We start from the raw sequence: 24,100 nt of genomic DNA, 5'->3' as shown, positions 1-24,100 counted from the left end.
GGCTGCTAGCTTCGGGATCCATGCCCCTGTCGCCAGCACTCTTTACCGCCCTCTCGGACATCGAGACGGTCTTCAACGGTTTCGCGAGTCCGGGCGAGACCGGCTGCGGCTTCTGCCACGTGCCCGAGGAGACCGCGTATCTGCGCACGCCGTACACACGCGTGCCGCTGGACGTGGTGCGGTACTACCTCTTCGAGGTGCCCGACCACTTCGACGACCACTCGGCCGTGATGCGACGCCTGCTGCCACAGGGCGCACGGGCGATGGCCGAGGGCACCCTGGGCACGGTCGGCTATGGAGCCCATGGGCTGAGCCGGGTGGACTGGCGTTCCTGGCCGGTCGAGCAGGTCACCGCGATGGAGGCCTTCCTGCACGCCTGGTGGCAGGACGCCCTGACGACGCCCGAGCCGCCCTACGGCATCGACGACACCTTTGAGACCTGCGCCACGATCGCTCGAACCGTGACCCCCTTCCTGGATGGATGGGTCCAGGGCCCGATCGCCGACACGCACCTCGCCGCCTGCACCGACACCTGGCTCGACGATCTGCTGTCCGATGCCTCCCCGTTCACCTGGTGGTACGACGACAGCGAGGATGTCGGCGTGGCGGACCTGCGCGCCTGGCTGGCCGGCCCCGGTGCCGCCCGCCTCCGTGCCCACGGCCAACCCGACCTCGCCACCCGCGCCGAACTCCTCGCCCTGCCCTACGACGAACGCTGGGCCCACCCGTACTGGACCAACCCCTCAGTCACCAACTGAGCGTTGGACAAGGCCCGTTCCCCATCCGGCAGGAGCAACGTGTCCTCCAGGCCTATACGGGTCGCGAGCCCCAGCCGCCCCGCGAGCCGGAGCACCGGCCAGGCGCCGCCGTCCTCGCCGTGCAGGAGGACAGGGCGGCCGTGAGTGTCGCCGAGGTCGGAGAGCAGCGCCCGCGCGGACGCCTCCGCCGTGTCCGCGTCCGGGTCCGTGACCTCCGCCAGGACCCGCAGCACCTTCGAGCGGAGCGGTGACACGGCGAACCGGGCGGCGCCCTCCGTGCCCGACCAGATGCCCGCCTCCACACCCACGCCCCGGTCCAGCAACGCCGTCGCGACCTCCTCGGCACCCGGTTCGTGCCAGTTGACCGAGGCGTGGTCGGGCAGGATCGTCCAGCTGCGCACCCGCTCCACCCGTGCCGCCGGGTCCGGCTCGGCCCAGGCGCCCGTGGTCACACCCACCGGCACGGTCACCCGCGCCCGTATCGCGTGCAGCGTCACCGCGAGGACGCGCGGTGACAACGTGTCGTGTCCGCAAGGGGACTTGGGATGGAGGTGGACGTCCGTGGCCCCCGCCGCGACAGCCTCCACCGCGGCGTCGGCCAACGCCCCGGGCGAGACCGGCACCATCCAGCCGTCGGCGGCCTCACGGGCCCCGTTGAGACAGACCTGCACCATGCCTCGATGGTGCCACCCGCCACTGACAACCACCCCCTCGTCCCAGCCTCTCCCTCACCCCCACACCCACCGGATCCCGACCCGGCAGGGCCCCACCCCCAACGCCACGGCATGCACCGACCCCGACGCGTCCACCCGGAGCCGTTGTTCGCGGGGGCGCCCGGCGCGGGGACGGGGGTCGAGGCCGTTCGTGCGGAACGAGTAACACGTGTGCGGCAGACACTCCTTCGCGAAGCGGACCTCCAGGAGGTGTTCGCGCATCGGGACGTGGATCGTGGTCTCGGCGCGCTGCGAGTACGGGCGCGGGTCCCGGTGCTCGACCGTGTAGTCGACGATCACGGTCTCGCCGCGCGCCAAGGGGCTGTCGAAGAGCAACTCGGCCGCCACCAGCCCCTCTCCGGGGAGTTCGACGACCGTGCCGAGCCGGGCCGGCGCCGCCACGCGGAAATACGGCAACGGGCCGGGCGCGTCCAGGCGGTAGAGGGCGATCCAGCGGTCGGCGCCGTCCGCCTCGGCGCGCAGCAGGCGCCGGCTGGTCATCGAGCGGACGCGGCGGTCGGCGTCCACGTCCACCCGGTTGTGACAGCTGAGCCGGGTCAGGCTGTCGTCCCAGCGGGTGTCGAGTGCGGCGAGGGCGGCGGTGAGGTCGTGGTGGTCCGACCAGGCCCGGGCGAGATCGGGGTGGTCCCCGTCCGGCGGCAGCCAGCGGCCACGGGGCCGGGGCGGGCCGAGCAGGCCGGCCAGCGCTCCGGGCGGCAGCCGTAGGACGTCCTCCAGTACGGCGAGTGCCGCCAACGACCGTTGCCGTTCCGGCTGGTAGCGGCCGGACTGCCAGGAGCTGAGCGTCGCCGACGCCACCGGGGTGCCGCGGCGCAGCAGCCGGTCCTGGAGCCGGTCCAGACTGAGCCCGCTGGCCGCGATGGCCGCGCGCAACGCCTCGTGGAACGGCATCGCCCCGGTGCCGGACGCCGGTTCGTCCGGTCTGGACGCCGCGTTCTCCGACCGGGACGCCGTGCTCTCTGCTCCGGACCCCGCGTTCTCTGCTCCGGACGGTGCGCTCCCGGGTCCGGAAGGCGCGAGCCCTGGTCTGGGGTGCGGCGCGTACTTCGGTCTGGGCGCCACGTTCTCCGGTCTGGACCTCGCGTTCTCCGCTCCGGACGGTGCGTTCTCGGGGCCGGAGGGCGCGTACTCCGGTCCGGGAGGCGGCACTTGCTCCGGTCTGGAGCGCGCGTACCCCGGTCTGGAAGACGGCGCGCTCTCCGGTCTGGACGGCACGTACCCCGGTCTGGAAGTCACGTACTCCAGCTCAAGTCAGGGCACTCGCGGGGCGGAAGGGCGTTGCCCTGAAGTTTGGTCAGTCTTGCCCGGCGATTGATCAACCTTGAACGAACCTGTGAGGTTTCCCGGGTGTTGCGCCGCCAATTCCCGCAAGACTGAAGGACTTTGTCTGTCTTGCCATGCCCATGAAGCCTCGCGGAAGCTGCTGTGCACTGCCGTCACGGCAGCCCCCCACCCCTCGAATGACGGAGAGTCATGTCCGCGAGATCTTCCGCCGGGTTCGTTCTCGTCACCGCCGCCGCCCTCACCGCCGCCCTCGCCACCCCCGCCCTCGCCGCCGCACCGAGCGCCGCCACGCACACCCCGGCCCAGCTCACCCAGGCCATAGCGAGCCACGAGAGTCACACGCTGCACGGGCTCGCGAAGCCCGGCAAGGTCAACGCCACCGTCTCGTCCACCAACTGGTCCGGCTACGCGGCCACCGGCTCGACCGGCGCGTACACCTCGGTCACCTCGTCCTGGACCCAGCCGAGCGTCACCTGCTCCTCGGCCACCACGTACTCCTCCTTCTGGGTCGGCCTCGACGGGTACAGCAACTCCGCGCTGGAGCAGACCGGTACGGAAGCCGACTGCATCGGCGGCAAGGCGACCTACGGTGCCTGGTGGGAGGTGCTGCCCGCCTCCGAGAGCGCGTACTCAGGTGTCACCGTGAAGGGCGGCGACAAGTTCACCGCGACCGTGACCTACACCGGCTCCACCTTCACCATGACCCTCGCCGACTCCACCGAGGGCTGGACGAAGACGACCACGCACGCCGGCTCGTCCGGCTTCAAGAACGCCTCCGCCGAGGTCATCGCCGAGGCCCCCGAGGTCGGCGGCTCGGTCGCGAGCCTGGCCAACTTCGGCACCGTGAACTTCACCGGCGCCAAGGCCAACGGCAGCAACCTGGACACCTACTCGCCGAACGAGATCGTCATGACGAAGAGCAGCAGCTCCGCCGTACGGGCCCAGCCGGGCTCGATCTCCGGCGGCAGCTTCGCCGACGTCTGGAAGGCCAACTGACGCCTGCGGCACACCTGTTGCGCACCGCTTCGGGGCTGTCGACGGAACGCCGTCGGCAGCCTCCGCCGTTGCACCGGCAAGCGCAAACCGGCTGCGTCAAAAAGGGGGTGCGGCATCCCCGGCGCACCCCTGGCGCCCTTCTTCGGTTCGCCCGGTTCAGGCGGACATGAGCAGCCGTCCGCGCCTGGCGTACGCCAGGGCCTCGGGCGTGAGCACCGGACGCGGTACGACGATGCCGCAGTCCGTGCAGACCGGGCCCGAGGAGGGTTCGTGGGCCAGGTCGTACTTCCACTGGAGGCGCTCCCCGGCGCACACCGGGCACACGGAACCCGGTTCGCGCTCCAGGGCGGCGATCAGCCGTCGCAGCACCTCGGCCAGTGATTGATGGGGGTGGAGTCGTGGGTCGTCGCACCAGGCGACGCCGAAGCCGCCCCAGGTCAGCCGGTGCCAGTCGTCCACGGTGCCCGGGCGGCGGAGCCCGTCGTGCTTCTCCTTCTTGCGGCGTTCGGCGAACCCGACCTCGTAGGCGAGCCAGACCTTGCGCGCTTCCTCCAGCTCGTCCAGTGCGGCCACGAGCCGCGCCGGGTCGGGGGAGCGGTCCTCGGGTCCGAACCCGGCCCGGGAGCTCAAGTGGTCCCAGGTCGCCCTGTGCCCATAAGGGGCGAACCGCTCAAGGCACTTGCGCAGCGAGTAGCGCCGCAGCGCCAGATCGCACCGAGGGTCTCGCACCTGTCTCGCCAGACTCCGGAAACCGGCCATCGCCCTGCACCTCCGTCACACCTGCACCTGTACTTCGGTCACCTCGGCGTCGTCGAACGGACGTCGCCGAATAGACGTATCGACAAGCGATTTGGCTCCATCCGATTTCCGATGGCCTCCATAAGCCACTCGCCCGGATCCAAAACTTGACGCATGTTCATCTTCAATCTCGGGGATACCGGCGGTAACGTCCCGCACCACCCACGGTCGGTAGGAGCTGCGATGCCACGGCGCACCCCGCGTAACTTGCTCGACAGACTGAGAACTCCCGGCGGATTCCCCGGGTTCCTGAAGGCCGCATCCGTATGCGCCCTCATTGCCGCCCTTTTGTCTCCCCTTGCCCAGGGGACGGCCGCGGCGGCGACCGCCTCGAACGACTACTGCGGCGGCCAGTGCTCGGACATCCTCCCGGCCGGCGAGAACGGCAACGCCACCCTCGCCCAGATCCTTCTCAACCAGGTCTTCGGCACCCAGCCCAGCCATGCCGAAGACCAGCTCGGCCCCTATGCCAACCTGGCCACGGGCGCCTCCACGCTGACCGACGCGAAGATCAACACCTTCTTCAACGACGCGTCGTTCGGGGTCCCCGCCGCCAACGTCGCCTCGACCGAGAACCCCAGCGGCCGCACCGACGTGACGATCGTCCGCGACAAGGCGACCGGTGTGCCGCACATCACAGGCACCACGCGCTACGGCACCGAGTACGGCGCCGGCTACGCGGCGGCCGAGGACCGGCTGTGGCTGATGGACGTCTTCCGGCACGTCGGACGCGGCCAGCTGACCACCTTCGCCGGCGGCGCGGCCTCCAACCAGGGACTTGAGCAGGAGTTCTACCGCAACGCCCCGTACACCGAGGCCGAGTTGCAGGCCCAGATCGACAACGCCGTCAACAACAACGGCACCCGCGGCCAGCAGGCGCTCACCGACGCCAACGCCTATCTGGCCGGCATCAACGCCTACATCGACGCCTCGGACAGCGGCCGTTACTTCCCCGGCGAGTACGTCCTCACCGGCCACAAGGACTCGATCACCAACGCCGGCACGATCGACCACTTCAAGATCACCGACCTGGTCGCGCTGGCCTCCGTCATCGGCACGCTCTTCGGCTCCGGCGGCGGCGGCGAGGTCAACAACGCCCTCTCCCTGCTCGCCGCCCAGGAGAAGTACGGCGTGGAACAGGGCACCAAGGTCTGGGAGTCCTTCCGCGAACGCAACGACCCCGAGGCCGTGCTCACCGTCCACAACGGCGAGAGCTTCCCGTACGGCACCAAGCCCACCACCGCCCAGGGCGAGGCACTCCCGGACGCCGGATCGGTCTCGACCGAGCCACTCGTCTACGACGCCACGGGCACCGGCGCCAACCAGAGCGCCTCCGCCGCCTCCGCCGCGGCGACCGCGACCGCCCTCAGCTCCGCCAAACGCGGGATGTCCAACGCCCTTGTGGTGAGCGGCAAATACACGGCGAGCGGCCACCCGATCGCCGTCTTCGGACCCCAAACAGGCTACTTCGCACCCCAGTTGCTCATGCTCCAGGAGATCCAGGGCCCGGGCATCAGCGCCCGCGGCGCCTCCTTCGCGGGGCTGAGCATGTACGTCGAACTCGGCCGAGGCCAGGACTACTCGTGGTCCGCGACCACCTCCGGCCAGGACATCATCGACACCTACGCCGTCGAGCTCTGTCAGGACGACTACCACTACCTCTTCCACGGCACCTGCACGCCGATGGAGGAGGTCGAGCAGAAGAACTCCTGGGCGCCCACCACGGCCGACTCCACCGCCGCCGGGTCGTACACCATGAGGGTCTGGAAGACGGAGTACGGACCCGTCGAGTACCGGGCGACCGTCGGCGGGAAGAAGGTCGCCTACACCACCCTGCGCTCCTCCTACATGCATGAAGCCGACTCGATCATCGGCTTCCAGATGCTCAACGACCCGGACTACGTGAAGAGTCCGCAGACCTTCCAGAGTGCCGCGCAGCACATCAACTTCACGTTCAACTGGTTCTACGCCGACTCCTCGCACACCGCGTACTACAACAGCGGCAACAACCCGGTGCGGGCCAGCGGTGTCGACCCCGAGTTCCCGGTCTGGGGCCAGGCCGCCTACGAGTGGCAGAACTGGGACCCCACCACCAACACCTCCGACTACACCCCGGCCTCCGCGCACCCCAACTCCATCGACCAGGATTACTACATCTCCTGGAACAACAAACAGGCCCTCGACTACACGACGGCCAGTTGGGGTGACGGGTCCGTCCATCGCGGCAATCTCCTCGACGACCGGGTGAAGAAACTCGTCGCGGCCGGCGGGATCACCAGATCCTCGCTGGTGAAGGCGATGTCCGACGCCTCGCTCACCGACCTGCGCGCCGAGGACGTCCTGCCCGACATGCTGAAGGTGATCAACAGCAGTACGGTCACCGACACCACCGCCGCCGCGGCCGTCACCAAGCTGCAGACCTGGCTCACCGCCGGCGGCAAACGCACCGAGACCTCGGCAGGCTCCAAGACCTACGCCAACGCGGACGCCATCCGGATCCTGGACGCCTGGTGGCCCGCACTGGTGAAGGCCGAGTTCCAGCCCGGTCTCGGTGACACCCTGTACACCGCGCTCACCAACAACCTGTACATCGACGAGACCCCGTCGGCCGCCCACGGCCCGACCGGGTCGCATGCCGGAAGCTCCTTCCAGTACGGCTGGTGGAGCTATGTCGACAAGGATCTCCGGTCGGTGCTCGGGCAGACCGTGTCCGGTCCGCTGGCCCAGCAGTACTGCGGGGGCGGCAGCCTCAGCGCCTGCCGGGACATCCTGATCAGCACGCTGAAGACGGCGGCCGGCGCGACCGCGGCCACGGTCTACCCCGGGGACACCCTGTGCTCGGCGGGCGACCAGTGGTGTGCCGACTCGATCGTCCAGCGGACGCTCGGCGGCATCAAGCACTACAACATCAGTTGGCAGAACCGGCCCACCTTCCAGCAAGTGGTGGAGTACACGTCACACCGGTGACGCCTGAGCGGCGGCGGGCCGGTCGATCCGGCCCGCCGCCAGCACCACCCGGGCGAGTTCGGGGTGCACGATGTCGCTGTGCGCCCCCGTCGGCGGCTCGCCGTGACACACCACCGCACAGGTGTCGACGTTCACACAACCGGACGCCGGCAGCGGTGAGTCGAGAGCCTCGGCCAAGGTCAGTGAGCGGGTGCCCGGCACCGCCTGCACCCCGTCGTGGCCCATCGCGCCCCACTTGTCGCCCAGCACCCGGACGATGTCGACGGCGGCGAACGAGCAGTCGTCGTCCGCCATCCGGGAAGCCAGCGGATAGATCGTGCCGAGCGCCGAGTCGCAGTGCGAGTAGCAGCACACGAGGGGTCCGTCGACGCGGTTCTGCTGGCCCTGCAGGACACCTCCGGTACGGGGGTCGTCCGGCAGCCGGGCCGCGAACGCGTAGTGGGAGAAGGCCCCTTGGAGCAGGGTGACCGACTTGACCGAGTGCACTCCCTCGGGCAGACCCCGTAGCGCGAACGACACCAGGCGCCCGCCGAAACTGTGCCCCACGAGATGCACCCGCACCTCCGGCGCCACCGCCGCGAGCCGCCCGATCACCGGGCCGAGCCCTCGCTCACCGACCGTGCCCGCGCGTCTCTTCATCGCGTAGTACGCCGCCTGCCGCAGCAGCTCCCGCGCCCCCTTCCAGGGGTTCGGCAGCGCGAACTCGGCTACGGGGCCCGGGGATTGGGGCGCCGCGAGGTGGGCCAGCGCCTGCGCGAACTGCTCGCACACCTCGGCCGTGCACCCGACCGCGAACATCCGCGGCTCGCACTGCGGCACCCCCTCCGCCAGCGTGTCCGCACCGAACAGCGCTTGCGGCCCCGGCGGCACCATCTCCACCAGCGTCCGCACCAGCCGCCCGAACTCCTCCAACTCGGCGTCCTGCGGCGGTTGTTGGTCCAGCATTCGGGCGATCTGGTCGATCACCGGCGCCTTGCCGGGGAAGGCGTCGAGGAGCGCGTGCCGGGTGTCGGCGTCGAGCGCCGGCCGCGCCAACTCGGCTACGGCTGCCGGTGATCGGGGGAAATCCGGGATCGGCTGGTCCGGGAACTCCATGGATGGCCAGATCACGCCCACGTACCCGATCGCGGCCTTCGGCGCGAGGCGCGGAATCGGGGCGAAGAAGCGGCTGTAGAGCTGGGTAGCGCCGGCGCGTTGGTTGTTCCACCCGTGCGAGAAGACGATCAGGTCGCCGACCCCGCGCTGCCGCACCTCGCTCAGCAGCCGGTCGCGTTCTCCCTGGTCGACGTCACCGTCGGCATCGAAGGTCAACTCCCAGTAGGGGCTCACGCTCATCGCCGGATCCGCCATGACCGGCCTCCTTGTTCCCCGTAGTGGTGCGATGTGGGCGCATCGTCCCGCTACCGGTGAAGATTGGCCATACGTCACGACTCACTTGTAGAGGAGGTATTCAGTTCGAACCCGCCGGAAGGCCCTCAACTCCTCCTGCCAGCCCGCCACCACCTCGTCCGTGCCCGCCCCCGCGTCGATCGCCGTCCGCACCCGCGCGGACCCGGTGAGCTTGTCGATCCAGTTGTCCGAGCGCCAACCGAAGCCGCTCCAGACCTTCTTGGCCGTCACCAGCAGCGCGATGCCGGTGCGCACGGGGTCGTACGCGGCCCGGTCGTGGATGTGGATCTGGACCCCGCCGACGGTCCTGCCCTCGAACTTGGAGAAGGTGGGTGCGAAGTAGGCCTCCCTGAAGTGCACACCGGGCAGGGCGAGTTGATTCACCTCGGCGGCCCAGCGTCCGTCGATCCCCTCCGCGCCGAGCAGTTCGAAGGGGCGGGTGGTGCCGCGGCCCTCGGACAGGTTCGTGCCCTCGAAGAGACACGTCCCCGAGTACACGAGCGCGGTGTCCGGTGTCGGCATGTTGGGGCTCGGCGGCACCCACGGAAGCGACCAGGCGTCGTAGAACTCCGAACGCCTCCAGCCCGTCATCAGTACGGTCTCCAGGGGGACGGGCTTTGTCAGGAACTCCCCGTTGAACAGCCGCGCCAGCTCGGCGACCGTCATGCCGTGTGCCTGTGCGATCGGCTGTCTGCCCACGAAGGTCGCGAACTCCCTGTGCAGGACCGGGCCTTGGGCGGCGCGGCCGGTCACCGGGTTGGGGCGGTCGAGGACGACGAAGCGTTTGCCGGCGAGCTGGGCCGCCTCCATGCAGTCGTACAGGGTCCAGATGTAGGTGTAGAAGCGGGCGCCCACGTCCTGGATGTCGAAGACGACGGTGTCCACGGCGGCGGTCCTGAAGATGTCGGCGAGGGGTTGGCCGCTCTTCAAGTACGTGTCGTAGACCGGGAGTTTGGTGGCCGGGTCGGTGTAGTGGCCCTCGGAGCCACCTGCTTGGGCGGTGCCTCGGAAGCCGTGTTCGGGGCCGAAGACCCCCACCAGGTTCACGTGGGGGCTGGCGTGCATGACGTCGACGATGTGGTGGGCGTCTCTGGTGATGCCGGTGGGGTTGGTGACGATTCCGATCCGTTGGCCGTTGAGCTGGGCGTAGTCGTGTGCGGTTAGTTGTTCGAAGCCGGTGCGTAGGGTGCGGGGTTTGGAGAGGGTGGGGGTGAGGGTTGTTGCCGGCGTTGCTGCCAGGAGGGTTCTTCTGGTGAGGGGCATGTCGGCAAAGTAAGGGCTTCCGCGGGTTGTGGGCAGGACGCCGGTCCGTTGTGGCTGGTCGCGCTCGCGCGGCGGAGCCGCACATCGACGCAGCCCCGGGCCCCTCAAAGAATCTGCCCTTCCGGTGTTACATACCGACCGGTTAGTCTGGCTGGGCAGTGGAGCCGCAGTCGAAGGAGACCGATGGTGGAAGCCGTTCAGGGTGCCGGGGTAGTCGTCACGGGGGCTGGAGGTGGCATCGGGGCTGCGCTTGCGCGGCGGTTCGCTGCCGAAGGGGCCCGGGTCGTGGTGAACGACCTGGATGCCGACCGTGTGAAGGCCGTCGCCGATGAGATCGGGGCGATCGCCGTGCCCGGGGATGCCTCCGCTGTTGTGGGGGAAGCCCGGGACGCCCTCGGCGGGACCGTCGACATCTACTGCGCCAACGCCGGGGTCGGCTCCGGTGGGTCGGAAGCGGCCGGGGAGTCCGTCTGGGCGCTGGCCTGGGACGTGAACGTCATGGCTCATGTGCGGGCCGCTGAGGCGTTGATCCCGGGGTGGCTGGAGCGGGGCAGTGGGCGGTTCGTGTCCACCGTGTCTGCCGCCGGGCTGCTCACCATGATCGGGGCCGCGCCCTACAGCGTCACCAAGCACGGCGCGTACGCCTTCGCCGAGTGGCTGTCGTTGACGTACCGGCACCGGGGGATCAAGGTCCACGCGATCTGTCCGCAGGGTGTCCGCACCGACATGCTGGCCGCCACCGGCAGCGCGGGTGACCTGGTGCTTCAGCCGACCGCGATCGAGCCCGACGCCGTCGCCGACGCTCTGATGAAGGGGATCGAGGAGGAGCGGTTCCTGATCCTGCCGCATCCTGAGGTCGCCGGGTACTACCAGGCTCGGGCCACCGAACCGGACCGCTGGCTGACCACCATGAACCACATCCAGCAGAAGTGGGAGGCCGGAGAGTGACCGACTCCCTGTATGCCGCCAAGCCCTGGCTGGGTCTGCTCAACGAGGCGCAGAAGGCCCCGATCAGCCCTCCCGACTCCCTGGTGCACGCGTTCCGCGCGGTCGCCGCCGAGCACCCGGACCGCGCAGCGCTCGCCTACTTCGACGGGCGGCTCAGCTATCGCGAGGTCGACGAGCTGAGCGACTCCGTCGCCGGGTATCTGGCCGCGCGGGGGCTGGAGTGCGGCGACCGGGTCGCGATCATGCTGCAGAACTCGCCGCATTTCGTGATCGCCCTGCTCGGAGCCTGGAAGGCCGGCGCGATCGTCGTCCCGGTCAACCCGATGTACAAGTCGGGGGAGGTCACCCATGTCCTGCGGGACGGCGAGGTGACCGCGCTGATCTGCTCCGACCGCGCCTGGGAGTCGTATCTGCGCGAGACGGTCGCCGCGGTCGCGGAGAGCGGCTCGCCGGTGCCGATCGTGCTCACCGGCTGCGAGTTGGATTTCCAAACCCGCAACGACGCGCGCGTGCTCGCCTTCGAGCGGCTCCCGCAGGCAGAGGGCGCCGACGACCTGGTGGCCGTCGCCCGGCAGGGGAACCCGGCGCCCGAGGGCCGCGACCTCGGTCCGTCCGACATCGCACTCATCAGCTACACCTCGGGCACCAGCGGCGCCCCCAAGGGGGCCACCAACACCCACGGCAACATCATGAGCAACGCGGAACGGCAACGGACGGGCCTGCGGCTGCCCGAAGCTCCCGTCTACTTCGCGATGGCTCCGCTGTTCCACATCACCGGGATGGTCTGCGAACTCGCCGCGTGCCTCAACAGCGCGGGCCTGCTCGTCCTGGCGTACCGCTTCGAGTCGGGCGTCGTCCTCGACGCGTTCGCCGAACACCGGCCCGCCTACACCGTCGGCCCCTCGACGGCCTTCATGGCGCTGGCCGCGCACCCGTCGGTCACACCCGACCACTTCTCGTCCTTCGTGAACATCTCCTCCGGCGGCGCGCCCCTGCCGCCCGCCCTGGTGGAGAAGTTCCGGGCGGGCTTCGGGCCGTACATCCGCAACGGCTACGGCCTCACCGAGTGCACCGCGCCCTGCGCGTCCGTGCCGCAGGACCTGGAAGCGCCCGTCGACCCGGTCTCCGGGACGCTGGCCGTCGGCGCGCCGGGGCCGAACACCGTCGTACGGATCGTCGACGACCAGGGCGAGGAGGTCCCCTTCGGGGAGCAGGGCGAGATCCTCGTACGAGGGCCGCAGGTCGTGCCCGGGTACTGGCGGCGGCCCGAGGCCACCGCCGAGACCTTCCCGGACGGCGAACTGCGCACCGGCGACATCGGGTTCATGGACCCGCAGGGCTGGCTGTACGTCGTCGACCGCAAGAAGGACATGATCAACGCGTCCGGCTTCAAGGTGTGGCCGCGCGAGGTCGAGGACGTGCTGTACACCCATCCGGCGGTGCGCGAGGCGGCCGTCGTCGGCATCCCTGACGGGTATCGGGGCGAGACCGTGAAGGCGTACATCAGTCTCCGTCCGGGCGCCGAAACCGACCCCGATGAATTCGCCGTGTACTGCAAGGAGAGACTGGCCGCCTACAAATACCCCCGCCAGGTGGAGATCCTGCCCGACCTGCCGAAGACGGCAAGTGGGAAGATCCTCCGGCGGGAACTGCGTTCCCGGTCGCACGACAGCGAGTGAACAGCCAGAAAAGGCAGGTGGCGGCAGTGCCCAGGACGACCGACGGAGACGGGGCTCCCGTCCCGCAGCGGCTCCTCGCCGCCGCCACCAGGCTGTTCGCCGAGCAGGGCTACGACCGCACCTCGGTGCAGGAGATCGTCGAGGCCGCGGGCGTCACCAAGGGGGCGCTGTACCACTACTTCGGCTCCAAGGACGACCTCCTGCACGAGGTGTACGCGCGCGTGCTGCGCGTCCAGCAGGAACGCCTGGAGGTGTTCGCGACCGCCGACGAGCCGATCGAGAAACGGCTGCGGGCCGCCGCCGCGGACGTCGTCGTGACGACGATCGACAACCTCGACGACGCGTCGATCTTCTTCCGGTCCATGCACCACCTGAGCCCGGAGAAGAACAAGCAGGTGCGCGCCGAGCGCCGGCGCTACCACGAGCGCTTCCGCGGGCTCGTCGAGGAGGGCCAGCGCGCGGGCGTCTTCTCCACGGCGACCCCGGCCGACCTCGTCGTCGACTACCACTTCGGCTCGGTCCACCACCTGTCGACCTGGTACCGCCCAGGCGGCCCCCTCACGCCCCAGGAGGTCGCCGACCACCTGGCGGACCTGCTGATGCGGGCCCTGCGCCCCTGATACGTCCTCACGCGTCCGGTGGGTGGGTGAGCCCCGCCTCCCGGGCCCAGGCCGCCGCCTCCGCGCGGTCGGCGACGCCCAGCTTGGCCAGGACCGCGGACATGTGGTTGCTGACCGTCTTCGGGGACAGCCCCAGGCGGGTGGCCACCGTCGAGTTGGGCCGGCCGTCGGCGATCAGCGCGAGGACGTCCCGTTCGCGCGGGGTGAGCGTCGGGCACGGATCGGGGCGGTCCAGGGGTCTGCTGAGGTGGCCGAGGACGCGCCTCGCGACACCGGGGCCGAAGATGGCCTCACCCGCGGCCACCGCCCGGATCGCCCGGACGATCTCGTCCTGGCCCGCCCCCTTGAGGACATAGCCCAGGGCGCCCGCCCGCATCGCGGCGAACACCGAGTCGTCCTCCTCGACCATGGTGAGCATCAGCACGGCCACCCGGGGCGCCACCCGGCCGATCTCCCGGGTCGCCTCGATGCCGTTGAGGTCGGGCATCCGGATGTCCATCACCACCACGTGCGGGCGCAGGGTCACCGCCGCCCGCACCGCCTCCCGGCCGCTCGCGGCGACCCCGACGACCCGCACGCGCGGGATGCCGTCCCGCACGGACTCCAGGAGCGCGGCCAGCCCGGTACGGACCACCGGATGATCGTCGGCGAGTACGACCCGCAGCGCGTCCCCGTCGTCCTCACCCTCAGGATCCAGCCCCATCACATCGCCTCTCCCAACGGCAGCGTCGCCACCACCCGCCCCTGCCCCGCCACACACCGGCCGCCCAGCTCCGCCGCGCGCTCCTGCATCGACGTGATGCCCACGCCCGGCGTCCACGCGGTCTCCTCGTCCACCGGCGAACCGTCGTCGCACACCTCCAGGCGCAGCCCCTCGCCGATCTCGATGTGCAGGTCCACGTGGGAGGCCCGGGCGTGCCGGGCCGCGTTGGTCAGCGCCTCGATCGCGATGCGGTACGCGGCCACCTCGACGGCGGCGGGCAGCGCGGGCAGCCGCTCCGGCGCCCGGACCCGCACCTGGATCTCGGTGCCGTCCGCCCGCCAGGACAGCCGCACCGCCCGCTCCCGCAACGCGCCCAGCAGCCCCAACTGGTCCAGATCCGGCGGCCGTAGACCATCCACCAGCCGGCGCACCTCCGCGACCGCGCCCCCGACCTCGGACCGCAACTCGGTGAGCAGCGCCGCCGCCCGGTCCGGATCGAAGGTCAACAGATTGCGTACGGCGTCCGCTTGGAAGGCGGCTCCGGCGAGGGTGGGACCGAGCCCGTCGTGCAGGTCGCGGCGGATCCGGCGGCGTTCCTCCTCGCGTGCGGCGACGATCCGTTCGCGGGAGAGCTGGAGTTGGCGGGTGAGATCGATCGCGTGGAGTGCGGCGGCCAGGGGTACGGCGAGGAGCTCCAGGACGGCCAAGTCCGCGGTGGCGGGCTGCTGTTCGCCGGGGCGCAGCCCGATCACCAGCGCGCCGACCGTGCGGCCGTCGTAGTCGAGCGGTATGGCGTGGATGTGTTCCCCCGGTTCGCCCCAACTCCCGTCCGTCACCCCGGACTTCGACTCCACGCACACGTACGGCAGCCGCAGTGCCTCGCCCACCGCCTCCGGGACCGCGCCGACGCCGGTGCCGGCCAGCCGTTCGCCGATGCGGGAGACCGCGCGCACCGGGTCGTGCCGGTCGCCGTACAGGGCGTGGTCGACCGTGCGTTGGAGGAGGCGGCGGGCGGGTTCGAAGCCGAGGGCGAGGGTGACGGCGATCAGTGCGGGGCCGAGCAGCGCGGGGTCGGGGTTGAGGAGGGCCTGGACGGAGGTGACGAGACCGACGTAGGTGGTGGCCACGCCGACCGTGAGCGCGCCGTAGAGCAGGCTGCGGGAGACGACGAGGCGGATGTCGAGCAACTCCTCGCGGACGACGGCGATCATGATGGCGGTCGGCAGGAACAGGGTGCAGCACGAGGTGTAGACCGCCGGGAAGCCCAGGATCTGCAGGGCCACGCTCAGCGCCAGCGGCAGCATCCCGGCGATCAGCCACAGGAGTCGGCGGCGGTCCTGTTCGCCGCCGCGCCGATAGCGGACGGACATGACCGCGAACACGGCGGCCAGCACCAGGCAGGCCTTCGCGGTCTCGATGTCCCGCAGGGCGGGCATCCAGCCGTCCGGCACCGGGAGGTACGACGGCTGGGCCGGCGTGCCGCGGTACAGCCCCCAGTCGTCCCGCGCCCAGATGGCGAAGTCGAGCGGGGAGGACAGGAGTTGGGCGACCAGCGCCCAGCGCCAGCGGCGGTCGGGCAGCCGGCCGTCGGGGAACAGGAAGAACACGAGCACGAACGCCGTGGAACTGCCGACGATCCAGGTGTGGCGGCCGATGGTGGTGAGCGCGTGCAGCAACTCGGGGGACCAGCCCAGCCGTAGCCCCTGCACGGCCAGCCCGATCGACAGACCCGTGAACGCGTGGCCCAGCCCGTAGGCGATCAGCAGCCAGCCGATGGGATTGCGCGGCCGGTGCAGCGCGATCACCGTGCCGCACACCGGGTAGGCGAGACCGACCGCCATGTCGACGACCATGTCGTAGCGGACCACGTCGGCGGCGGAGACCCCGGCCGCCGCCAACGCGACCGCCCCGACGGTCACTTGGAGTGCCGCCAGCCCCAGCAGCGCGTACGCCGTCGCCGTGCGTCGCCGGGTGCGCCCGTCGCGGTCGTCCATGCGTCCCATCGTGGGGGCGCGGCGCCCGGGTGTCTCGGGAACGCTTCCCGGTCCACCCGGGAGAAGTCCCCGGTGTTGCCCGAGGGCTTCCCCTCAACTCCCGGTCTTCGTCGGCGCGATGCTCGTGGCAGCGGAACGGCGGACCTGTCGCCGGACCGATCGACAGGAACCAACGGGGGAAACACCATGCTGTCAACGAAGCGGCGCCTGACCGGCGTTGTCCTGGGCTCCCTGCTCGCCCTCGGCGGGACGGTGGCGGTCCCGGCCGCGGCGCACGCCGTGGCCGAGTCGCCCGCGCGGGTCACGTGCCGGCCCAACTATCCGATCCCGAACCAGTTCATCTACCAGCGGTGGAACCAACTGGGTGGCCAGAACGGCATGTTGGGCTGCCCGATCGGTGTGAACAAGCGCCTGGCGAACGGTGCCGAGCGGCAGCGCTTCGCGAACGGCGAGATCGCCTGGTCACCCGACCAGGGGCACCGGATGGTGGTCGCGGCCTGGGAGCGCAACGGCTACGCGTACTTCACGTGGGGCCCCACGGACCCGTACAGCTACAGCGTCTTCCTGGTCCGCTACACGAGTGCCGCGGACGCGGGCGGTACCCAGCGCGAACTCCGGGGTGGAAACGCGGGCGGGATGTGGGTGCAGAAGCGCACCAGCGGCGACTACTCGTTCATCGTCGAGGGCTGCGACCTCAGGGGCGGCGGCCACCGGTGCCTCCAGCACTGGACGGTGCCGGTGAGCACCCGCAACTGACGGCCGGGACGGGGGAAGTTGCGGGGCCGGTATGGGCGTGGGGGGCGCCCGTACCGGCCCCGTACTCGCGTGTGCCTACAGGTACTTCTTCAACTCCCGGCGCGCCAGCGACCGTTGGTGCACCTCGTCCGGGCCGTCGGCCAGCATCAGGGTGCGGGCGCTCGCGTACAGCTCGGCCAGCGGGAAGTCCTGGCTCACGCCGCCCGCGCCGTGCAGCTGGATCGCGCGGTCGAGGATGCCGACGACCGTGCGCGGCGTGGCGATCTTGATGGCCTGGATCTCCGCGTGGGCGCCCTTGTTGCCGACCGTGTCCATCATCCAGGCCGTCTTCAGGACCAGCAGCCGCAGTTGCTCGACGGCGACCCGCGCGTCCGCGATCCAGTTGTGGACGACGCCCTGTTGGGCCAGCGCCTTGCCGAACGCGACGCGGGAGACGGCGCGTTGGCACATCAGCTCGATCGCCCGCTCGGCCATGCCGATCAGCCGCATGCAGTGGTGGATACGGCCCGGGCCGAGCCGTGCCTGGGCGATGGCGAAGCCGCCGCCCTCCTCGCCGATCAGGTTCGTCGCCGGCACGCGCGCGTGGTCGAAGACGACCTCGGCGTGGCCGCCGTGGGAGTGGTCCTCGTACCCGAAGACCTGCATCGCGCGCTTGACCGTGACGCCCGGGGTGTCGCGCGGGACGAGGATCATGGACTGCTGGCAGCGGATGTCGGCGCCGTCCGGGTCCGTCTTGCCCATCACGATGAAGATCTTGCAGTCCGGGTTCATGGCCCCGGAGATGTACCACTTGCGGCCCGTGATGACGTAGTCGTCGCCGTCCCGCTCTATGAGTGTGGTGATGTTCGTGGCGTCCGACGAGGCCACCTCCGGCTCCGTCATCGCGAACGCCGAGCGGATCTCACCTGCCAGCAGCGGCTCCAGCCATTGTTTCTTCTGCTGCTCGTCGCCGAACTGGTAGAGGACTTCCATGTTGCCGGTGTCCGGCGCCGCGCAGTTCAGCGCGGTGGGCGCCAAGTGCGGGGAGCGGCCGGTGATTTCGGCGAGGGGCGCGTACTGGAGGTTGGTCAGACCGGCGCCGTACTCGGAGTCGGGGAGGAAGAGGTTCCACAGGCCCTGCCTGCGGGCCTCGGCCTTCAACTCCCCTACGACGGCTGGGGTGTCCCAGGGTGAGGCGAGCTGGGCGCGCTGCTCCTCGGCGACCGGCTCGGCCGGGTAGACGTACTCGTCCATGAAGGCCAGGAGCTTGGCGCGCAGTTCCTCGGTGTGTGCGTCGAACGCGAAGTCCATGGTGGATCAGCCCTCCTGAAGGGTGGTCAGGCCGTGCTCGATGAAGACGGGAACCAGCTCGCCGATGCGGTCGAAGCCGCGGCCGACCGTCTGGCCCAGGGTGTAGCGGTAGTGGATGCCCTCCAGGATCACGGCGAGCTTGAACCACGCGAACGCCGTGTACCAGGAGACCGCGGACACGTCGCGCCCCGAGCGGGTGGCGTAGCGCTCGATCAGCTCGGCCGGGGTCGGGTGGCCGGGGGCCGAAGCGGTCGTGGAAATGGGGGAGTTGGGGAGGGCCAGCGGGATGCTGTACATGACGAGGAGGCCCAGGTCGGTGAGCGGGTCGCCGAGGGTGGACATCTCCCAGTCGAGGATCGCCTTGATCTTGTCGTCCTTGCCGATCAGCACGTTGTCGAGGCGGTAGTCGCCGTGTACGACGGCCGGGGCGGGGGAGGTGGGGAGGCGGTGGCCGAGGGCCGCGTGCAACTCCTCCACGCCGGCCAGGTCTCGGTTCCGGGAGGCGTCCAACTGCTTGCCCCAGCGGCGGAGTTGGCGGTCCAGGAAACCCTCGGGGCGGCCGAAGTCCGCGAGGCCCACCTCGGCGGGGTCCACCGCGTGCAACTCGACCAGCGTGTCCACCAGTTCGAGCACCGCGCCCCGGGTGCGGTCGGGGCCGAGCGGGGTGAGGTCGTCCGCCGTGCGGTACGGGGTGCCCTCGACGAACTCCATGACGTAGAACGGTGCCCCGAGCACCTCGTCGTCCTCGCACAGGAGGATGGGTTTCGGTACCGGCACATTGGTCGGGTGCAGGGCGCTGATCACCCGGTGCTCGCGCTTCATGTCGTGCGCGGTGGCCAGTACGTGGCCGAGCGGGGGGCGCCGGACGACCCACTTGGTGGTGGAGTCGGTGACCGCGTAGGTGAGGTTCGACCGTCCGCCCTCGATCAGCCGGCCGGACAGGGCGCCGGTCACCAGGCCGGGCCGCTCGCGGTCGAGCAGACCGCGCAGCCGGTCGAGATCGAGTCCGGGCGGGTGGTCGGGGCTCATACATCACTCCTACGAAGGGAGGAACAGGTCTCCACCCATCATGCCGACCGGTCGGTATGTCGTCCAGTGGGGGAGCGAAACGTGATCGGGGCCACGATATGCCGACAGCTCCCCGCGCCGGGCGACGGGGAGCTGTGCGTCGGTGGTTCCAGGCCGTTGCCGGCTGTGGGTGTGGGCGTGGGCTCAGTGGTCGTCCCAGTGGCCCTCGTGCTGGGCGTGGCGGTGACCGTCGTGCACGTAGTCGACGTGGTCGCCATGCAGCACGCTCTCGTGGCCGCAGTCCTGGCCGTGCTGGTGCGTGTGCTCCTGGTGGGCGACGTGGCCGCCGGGCTCGCACTCGTCCCAGTGCTCGCCGTGCTCGCGGTGCAGGTGGCCGTCGTGCGCGTAGTCGACGTGGTCGCCGTGCGGCACCGTGGGGTGGCCGCAGTCCGGGCCGTGCGTGTGGGTGTGGGAGGAGTGCTCCAGGTGAAGGGTGGTCATGGTGCTCACCTTCGGAAGTGCGGGCTGTGACGACGGACAGGGTGCCATGTGTGCCGCACATATCGGGTGATCCCGGGCGCGTGGCGCCGGGGGGGGGTGTGGTGAGGGTTGGCGGTTGCGGTGGGTTCGCCCGCGGTTGGTGGGTGGGGTCGGGGTCGTGGCGGTACGGCGAGCCCGCCGCTGGTGGGGCCCCACGGTTTGTCTACATGGCTGAGCGGGTTGGTGCCGGGTACGCGGCGGGCTGCGCCGCACCGCCACGACCCACTCCCGTTTCGTCGGCGGCTGCCGGTTTGTGGGTCATCCCGGGCCAACCCGGGCCATTCTGGGCGGGGTTGGCGGGATGATGATCTGGAATGGCTGGGGCTGGGGTATCGGGTGGGGCGAGGGGGATTGCGCCGGGCGGGCGCCTCGCTGGCAGCCGGTGCCCGGTCGTGCCGGTCGTGGGGTGTGGCGTCGGGGGCGGCGTCTCGACGCGGAAGTCCTCGGGTGATGCGGCCCGGGCGGATCCCGGTCTGGTGCCTTCCGCGCGCGGGTGCGGCTCGCGTGGGCTCCGCCCTGGCGTCTCAGTGCGCGAACACTGCCTGTGTGGTTCTCACCTCGGCGGCTCCGGGCCCGAGTGCCGTCCGTGCGTGATTCCCGGCTCGGTGCGTCTGCGCGCGGGTGCCGTTGAAGTGCCGCCCGCCGAGGCGTCTCAGTGCGCGGGTGTCGGCCATGTTCAGCCCACCAGGGCGCCCCAGTGCGCGAGCCCCGCCCACCTGCCGCCCGCCCCGGTGCCCCAGCGCACAAGCACCTCCCGCGCGCCCCACCCCTCAATACACAAGCACCGCCGCGCACACCGCCACGGCCACCGTGCACAGCACCGCCGCGCTGGCATGGCGTGGGGACAGGGTCGGGGGGATGCCGCCGGAGGCGAGGGTGCGGATGCGGTGGTGGGCCACGGTGAGGAAGCCGAGCCACAGGGCGCAGCACAGGGCGCAGATGATGACGCCCTCGATCTGGACGCCGCCGTGCAGTGCCGCCTTCACCGCCAGGACGGCGGCTACCGTGCTCGACAGGGTCGTGCGGCGCCAGGCGAGTCGGGTGCGTTCGGGCTGGAGGCCCGGGTCGCGGTCCGGGGTCGGGGGGCGGGTCATCCGGCCCAGCCCGCTAGGACTACGACGACCATCGCCACGGCCACGATCGCCACCGCGACGCTCAGCAGTGCCGGGAAACGGGACACCGGCAGATCCTCGCCCCGGCGCATCGCCCGCTCGCAGCGCACCCAGTGGTTGACCGCGCGGAGGGAGCACAGTACGCCGGCCGCGAGTAGTGCGAGGGCTAGACCGACCCGCCAGGCCCAGCGCAGGTGCGGCAGGAACTGGTCCACCGCGAAACCCCCGCCGATCAGCGCCAGCGCGGTGCGCAGCCAGGCCAGGAAGGTGCGCTCGTTGGCGAGTGAGAAGCGGTAGTCGGGGGTGGCGCCCTCCTCGCTGATCTCCTGGGGCGCGAACCACAGTCGGACGTTCCGTGCAAAATCGATCACGGGCAGGACCCTATCCGGCCCTTTCTTCCCGGTGCGCCTTGAGTCGGGCGTAGGCCTCCACGCCGTCCGGCACCCATTCCCAGTCGTTCAGCCGCCGCTCGATCTCCGCCTCTTCCAGGAAGTCGTGCCACGCGACCTCCTCGACCTGGGGGCTGACCGGCAGCTCGCAGCGCACCTCGTACACCGCCGACCACCAGGTCTGCCCGGCGCCGTCGTCGTACAGGAACTTGAAGAGGAACGTGGGGCGGGGCAGGCCGGATACCCCTAGTTCCTCCTCGGCCTCGCGCAGTGCCGCTTCGTCGTAGGACTCGCCCGCGCCGACCACTCCGCCGACGAACATGTCGTAGAGAGAGGGGAAGACGAGTTTCGTGGGGGTGCGGCGGTGGACGAAGACGCGGCCGTGTGCGTCGCGGGTCTGGATGAAGACCGCGCGGTGGCGGAGGCCCTGTGTGTAGGCCTCGCCGCGGGGGGACTGGCCGACGACCCGGTCGTGCTCGTCGACTATGTCGAGGATTTCGTCAGCTGGGTTCATGCCCCCCATCCAAACAGGGGTGCGCCCGTGTGCCCCGAAGAGGGGCCAGGCTGTCAGTGCGGCTGGAGGGCCGGTGCCGGCTTCCGCTTTGTTGTGCCGCGTGGCATCGCGGGGTGCATGCCCAGGAGCAGGATGCCTACGACGATTCCGGCGAGGCCGACCGCCTCCCAGGCCAGCGCGCCCGTGTCGGCGCGCAAACGGTCGCCCAGGAAGCCCACGCCGCAGATGATCCCGGCGAGTGGTTGGGCCGCGGTGAGGGCCGGCAGGGACATGCGTAGGGGAGCCGTCTCGAAGGCGCTCTGGACGAGGACCAGGCCGGTCACGCCGAGCGCGAGCACGCCGTACGGCTGCCAGCCCGTGAGGAGTTCGGTGAGGCCGCCCTCGGTGAAGCGCTGGCCGCTGACCCGGGTGAGCGCGTCCTGGACGCCGTAGAGGAGGCCGGCCGCCAGGGCCAGGAGGACCGGGCCCGAGCTGAGGCGGGAGCGTTTGGCGTACGTCGTGAGGAGGAGGGCGAGGCCCACCATCGCGCCGATGATCAGCCAGTGGCGGAAGGGGTCGGTGACCGGCGTTCCGCTGCGTGGTTCGCCCGCGACGATGAACGTCGTGACGCCGCCCGCGAGGAGTGCGAGGCCCGCCCAGCCCTGGCGGCCCAAGGGCTGTCGGGTCTGCTTGCGGGAGAGTGCGAGTGCGAAGAGGAGGTTCGTCGCGAGGAGGGGTTCCACCAGGGAGACCTCCCCTTTGCTGAGCGCTATCGCGCCGAGCACCATGCCCGCGATCATCAGGCCGATGCCGCCGAGCCAGCGCGGTACCCGCATCAGGTCGAGGAGCAGTCTCGGGGAGAGGAAGTCGCTCAGGGGTGCCTGCTGGGCCACGTTCTGCTGGAGCACGAACCCGAAGCCGAGGCAACAGGCCGCACTCACCGCGAGCATCAGAACCAGTAGGGACACGCTGCGTACCTCGATCGTCAGGCCGGGCTACGGGATGCGTTTGGGCGACTCTAGCGCCCCAGGGCCCGGCTTGCCCCTGGGAGTACCCGGATGCGGGCGGTTGCTCCGGTCACGATGCTCTGACGACCGTGGGCACGATCGGAGGCTGCGGCGGGACCGTGCTGCCATCGTCCGCCGTCGCGCGCCCGAGCGCCATGGCCTACGCCACACCGGTGACCCGCGAACGGTTGGCAGCGTACCGTCCCGGGGAGCGGATCGAGCCACAAGTGGCCCACCCGCAACGGAAGTTGACAGGTGTAACGGCCGTACGGCACTTGACGTGAAGTATTGGTGGAGGGTTTGCTGTGCGTGATCGGTCGATGGCAGGCCGATGTCCCGCAGCGTCGCGTGAGGAACGTGAGGAATACCCGGGTGTCCCCACCCCCGCCACCCCTCGGACGCCGCCACAAGCGTGCCTCCCAGGCCTTCGACGCCGCGCTCGACGACTCCCAACTCGTCGCCGCGCGGGCCGCGTTGGCCCAGGGCCGCTGGCAGGCGGCGCGTGGCCTGCTCGCCCAGACGGGCGACGACTGGGACGCCCGCGCCCACCGCGTCACCGTGCTTGCCCTGGAGTCCTACACCGCCGCCTGGGCCCGCGACTGGCTGCTCGCCGAACCCGAGTCCGGTGACGCCTCCGTCCTGCTCGCCCTGGCCCTGGTCCAGCGCACGCTGGCGGGCAAGGAGAAGCCGGTCCGCGCCCGCGAGGCCTGCCGTACGGCCTCGGCCCGGCTGCCCGACGATCCGACACCGTGGCTCGGACTGCTCCTCCTGGAGCACACCCTCGGCACCGACGAGGGCGTGGTCCAGCTCTTCGACGAGGTCCGCCACCGGTACCCCGACCACCACCACGCCCACCATCTGATGGTGGCCCGGCTCGCGGAACGCCGCGCCGACGCGGGCGTAGACCCGCTGCACGAGGTCTACGACTTCGCCTACTGGGCCGCCGAACAGGCCCCCGCCGACTCCCCGCTCGCGATCCTGCCGGTCGTCGCGCACGCCGAGCGCTACCGCGTGCTGGCCGCCGCCGGCCTGGAACCCGCAGACCCGGCCGCCTCCGGACACTGGACCGGACGCCGGGCCAGGCAGGTCATGAAGGCCGCCTTCGACTGGTGGCTGGAGTGGGAGCACGAAGGTCACCCGCGCCGCCTGGTCGACCTCAACTTCCTTGCCCACGCGAAGTGTTGCGAGGGCAGGAGCGCCGAGGCCGCCGCCCTGTTCCACCGCATCGGGGAGCATCCGACCCCGGCCCCGTGGTCCTACCCGGACCGCGACCCGCTCACCGCCTTCCGTGCCGCACGCGACAGCGCGCTCGGGACGTCGTAACGCCCCCGTACCAACGATTCGGCAGCGATGAAACGCACCCGTAGCAACG

The 24,100-nt window shown here is 70.7% G+C and carries 23 protein-coding genes; 9 read left to right on the top strand and 14 right to left on the bottom strand.

The annotated features are described in order from the left end of the window. Window positions 1–20: 20 nt before the first annotated feature. A complete protein-coding gene (locus tag OG496_RS15190) occupies window positions 21–758 on the top strand; it encodes a hypothetical protein (RefSeq protein ID WP_405971220.1) in 738 nt (245 codons plus the stop codon). On the opposite strand, the gene OG496_RS15185 is transcribed toward OG496_RS15190, so the two are convergent. Then, window positions 704–1,432: a 3-keto-5-aminohexanoate cleavage protein gene (locus OG496_RS15185; RefSeq protein ID WP_405971219.1), complete on the bottom strand. Its 729-nt coding sequence runs from the start codon at window positions 1,430–1,432 to the stop codon at window positions 704–706. The two genes, OG496_RS15190 and OG496_RS15185, sit on opposite strands and share 55 nt — an antisense overlap. Window positions 1,433–1,486: 54 nt before the next feature. Continuing rightward, entirely contained in the window at window positions 1,487–2,383 is an 897-nt protein-coding gene (locus tag OG496_RS15180; RefSeq protein WP_405971218.1) for a hypothetical protein, read from the bottom strand. Between OG496_RS15180 and OG496_RS15175 the strand changes: the two genes are divergently transcribed. Beyond that, window positions 2,352–2,807, top strand: a complete 456-nt coding sequence (locus OG496_RS15175; protein WP_405971217.1) for a hypothetical protein — start codon at window positions 2,352–2,354, stop codon at window positions 2,805–2,807. The two genes, OG496_RS15180 and OG496_RS15175, sit on opposite strands and share 32 nt — an antisense overlap. A gap of 158 nt (window positions 2,808–2,965) precedes the next feature. Next, on the top strand, window positions 2,966–3,772 hold the full coding sequence (locus OG496_RS15170) for a G1 family glutamic endopeptidase (protein ID WP_405971216.1): 807 nt from the start codon (window positions 2,966–2,968) through the stop codon (window positions 3,770–3,772). Window positions 3,773–3,928: 156 nt separating this feature from the next. Here OG496_RS15170 and OG496_RS15165 read toward each other — a convergent pair whose 3' ends face one another. Then, a complete protein-coding gene (locus OG496_RS15165; RefSeq protein ID WP_262058384.1) occupies window positions 3,929–4,531 on the bottom strand; it encodes a hypothetical protein in 603 nt (200 codons plus the stop codon). A gap of 222 nt (window positions 4,532–4,753) precedes the next feature. Here OG496_RS15165 and OG496_RS15160 point away from each other — a divergent pair, with 222 nt between their 5' ends. After that, complete coding sequence (locus OG496_RS15160) at window positions 4,754–7,537, top strand: penicillin acylase family protein (protein WP_405971215.1); 2,784 nt, start codon at window positions 4,754–4,756, stop codon at window positions 7,535–7,537. On the opposite strand, the gene OG496_RS15155 is transcribed toward OG496_RS15160, so the two are convergent. Both OG496_RS15155 and OG496_RS15150 read right to left on the bottom strand, forming a co-directional pair. Further along, window positions 7,526–8,887, bottom strand: coding sequence for a serine-threonine protein kinase (locus OG496_RS15155; RefSeq protein WP_405971214.1), 1,362 nt, complete (start codon window positions 8,885–8,887; stop codon window positions 7,526–7,528). The two genes, OG496_RS15160 and OG496_RS15155, sit on opposite strands and share 12 nt — an antisense overlap. Before the next feature lie 81 nt (window positions 8,888–8,968). Further along, window positions 8,969–10,189 carry an exo-beta-N-acetylmuramidase NamZ domain-containing protein gene (locus OG496_RS15150; RefSeq protein ID WP_405971213.1) on the bottom strand — a complete coding sequence of 407 codons (1,221 nt, stop codon included), beginning with the start codon at window positions 10,187–10,189 and terminating at the stop codon, window positions 8,969–8,971. 183 nt (window positions 10,190–10,372) lie between these two features. Here OG496_RS15150 and OG496_RS15145 point away from each other — a divergent pair, with 183 nt between their 5' ends. From OG496_RS15145 to OG496_RS15135, 3 genes are read left to right on the top strand one after another with little or no spacing between them, the layout of a single operon-like run. After that, the gene (locus OG496_RS15145) at window positions 10,373–11,137 is read left to right on the top strand and encodes an SDR family oxidoreductase (RefSeq protein ID WP_366497919.1); all 765 of its coding nucleotides are present in this window, start codon (window positions 10,373–10,375) and stop codon (window positions 11,135–11,137) included. Further along, the gene (locus tag OG496_RS15140) at window positions 11,134–12,816 is read left to right on the top strand and encodes a class I adenylate-forming enzyme family protein (protein ID WP_405971212.1); all 1,683 of its coding nucleotides are present in this window, start codon (window positions 11,134–11,136) and stop codon (window positions 12,814–12,816) included. The genes OG496_RS15145 and OG496_RS15140 overlap by 4 nt, the downstream gene beginning before the upstream one ends. Window positions 12,817–12,842: 26 nt before the next feature. Then, complete coding sequence (locus tag OG496_RS15135; protein ID WP_033283667.1) at window positions 12,843–13,436, top strand: TetR/AcrR family transcriptional regulator; 594 nt, start codon at window positions 12,843–12,845, stop codon at window positions 13,434–13,436. 7 nt (window positions 13,437–13,443) lie between these two features. On the opposite strand, the gene OG496_RS15130 is transcribed toward OG496_RS15135, so the two are convergent. Together OG496_RS15130 and OG496_RS15125 are read right to left on the bottom strand one after the other, a co-directional pair. Further along, complete coding sequence (locus tag OG496_RS15130; protein WP_405971211.1) at window positions 13,444–14,139, bottom strand: response regulator; 696 nt, start codon at window positions 14,137–14,139, stop codon at window positions 13,444–13,446. Then, window positions 14,139–16,133 carry a sensor histidine kinase gene (locus OG496_RS15125; RefSeq protein WP_405971210.1) on the bottom strand — a complete coding sequence of 665 codons (1,995 nt, stop codon included), beginning with the start codon at window positions 16,131–16,133 and terminating at the stop codon, window positions 14,139–14,141. The genes OG496_RS15130 and OG496_RS15125 overlap by 1 nt, the downstream gene beginning before the upstream one ends. A gap of 186 nt (window positions 16,134–16,319) precedes the next feature. On the opposite strand from OG496_RS15125, the gene OG496_RS15120 reads away from it, so the two are divergent. Next, window positions 16,320–16,889, top strand: a complete 570-nt coding sequence (locus OG496_RS15120; RefSeq protein WP_399396919.1) for an LGFP repeat-containing protein — start codon at window positions 16,320–16,322, stop codon at window positions 16,887–16,889. 75 nt (window positions 16,890–16,964) lie between these two features. Here OG496_RS15120 and OG496_RS15115 read toward each other — a convergent pair whose 3' ends face one another. The 7 genes from OG496_RS15115 to OG496_RS15085 form a co-directional block, all read right to left on the bottom strand. Beyond that, window positions 16,965–18,179, bottom strand: coding sequence for an acyl-CoA dehydrogenase family protein (locus OG496_RS15115; protein WP_405971209.1), 1,215 nt, complete (start codon window positions 18,177–18,179; stop codon window positions 16,965–16,967). A 6-nt stretch (window positions 18,180–18,185) separates the two neighbouring features. After that, entirely contained in the window at window positions 18,186–19,208 is a 1,023-nt protein-coding gene (locus tag OG496_RS15110; protein ID WP_405971208.1) for a phosphotransferase family protein, read from the bottom strand. Window positions 19,209–19,391: 183 nt separating this feature from the next. Further along, window positions 19,392–19,688, bottom strand: a complete 297-nt coding sequence (locus tag OG496_RS15105) for a hypothetical protein (protein WP_366497926.1) — start codon at window positions 19,686–19,688, stop codon at window positions 19,392–19,394. An 809-nt stretch (window positions 19,689–20,497) separates the two neighbouring features. Beyond that, on the bottom strand, window positions 20,498–20,821 hold the full coding sequence (locus tag OG496_RS15100) for a DUF202 domain-containing protein (protein WP_405971207.1): 324 nt from the start codon (window positions 20,819–20,821) through the stop codon (window positions 20,498–20,500). After that, window positions 20,818–21,210: a YidH family protein gene (locus tag OG496_RS15095; RefSeq protein ID WP_405971206.1), complete on the bottom strand. Its 393-nt coding sequence runs from the start codon at window positions 21,208–21,210 to the stop codon at window positions 20,818–20,820. Before OG496_RS15095 ends, OG496_RS15100 begins: the two co-directional genes overlap by 4 nt. Before the next feature lie 10 nt (window positions 21,211–21,220). Further along, on the bottom strand, window positions 21,221–21,742 hold the full coding sequence (locus OG496_RS15090; protein ID WP_366499298.1) for an NUDIX domain-containing protein: 522 nt from the start codon (window positions 21,740–21,742) through the stop codon (window positions 21,221–21,223). Window positions 21,743–21,795: 53 nt separating this feature from the next. Beyond that, the gene (locus tag OG496_RS15085; protein ID WP_405971205.1) at window positions 21,796–22,689 is read right to left on the bottom strand and encodes a DMT family transporter; all 894 of its coding nucleotides are present in this window, start codon (window positions 22,687–22,689) and stop codon (window positions 21,796–21,798) included. A gap of 411 nt (window positions 22,690–23,100) precedes the next feature. On the opposite strand from OG496_RS15085, the gene OG496_RS15080 reads away from it, so the two are divergent. After that, entirely contained in the window at window positions 23,101–24,051 is a 951-nt protein-coding gene (locus OG496_RS15080; RefSeq protein ID WP_405971204.1) for a hypothetical protein, read from the top strand. The last annotated feature ends 49 nt before the right edge of the window (window positions 24,052–24,100 follow it).

The sequence above is a fragment of the Streptomyces sp. NBC_00988 genome (assembly GCF_045162645.1).
Taxonomy (GTDB): Bacteria; Actinomycetota; Actinomycetes; order Streptomycetales; family Streptomycetaceae; genus Streptomyces.
This window is presented reverse-complemented; position numbering and strand designations above follow the sequence as displayed.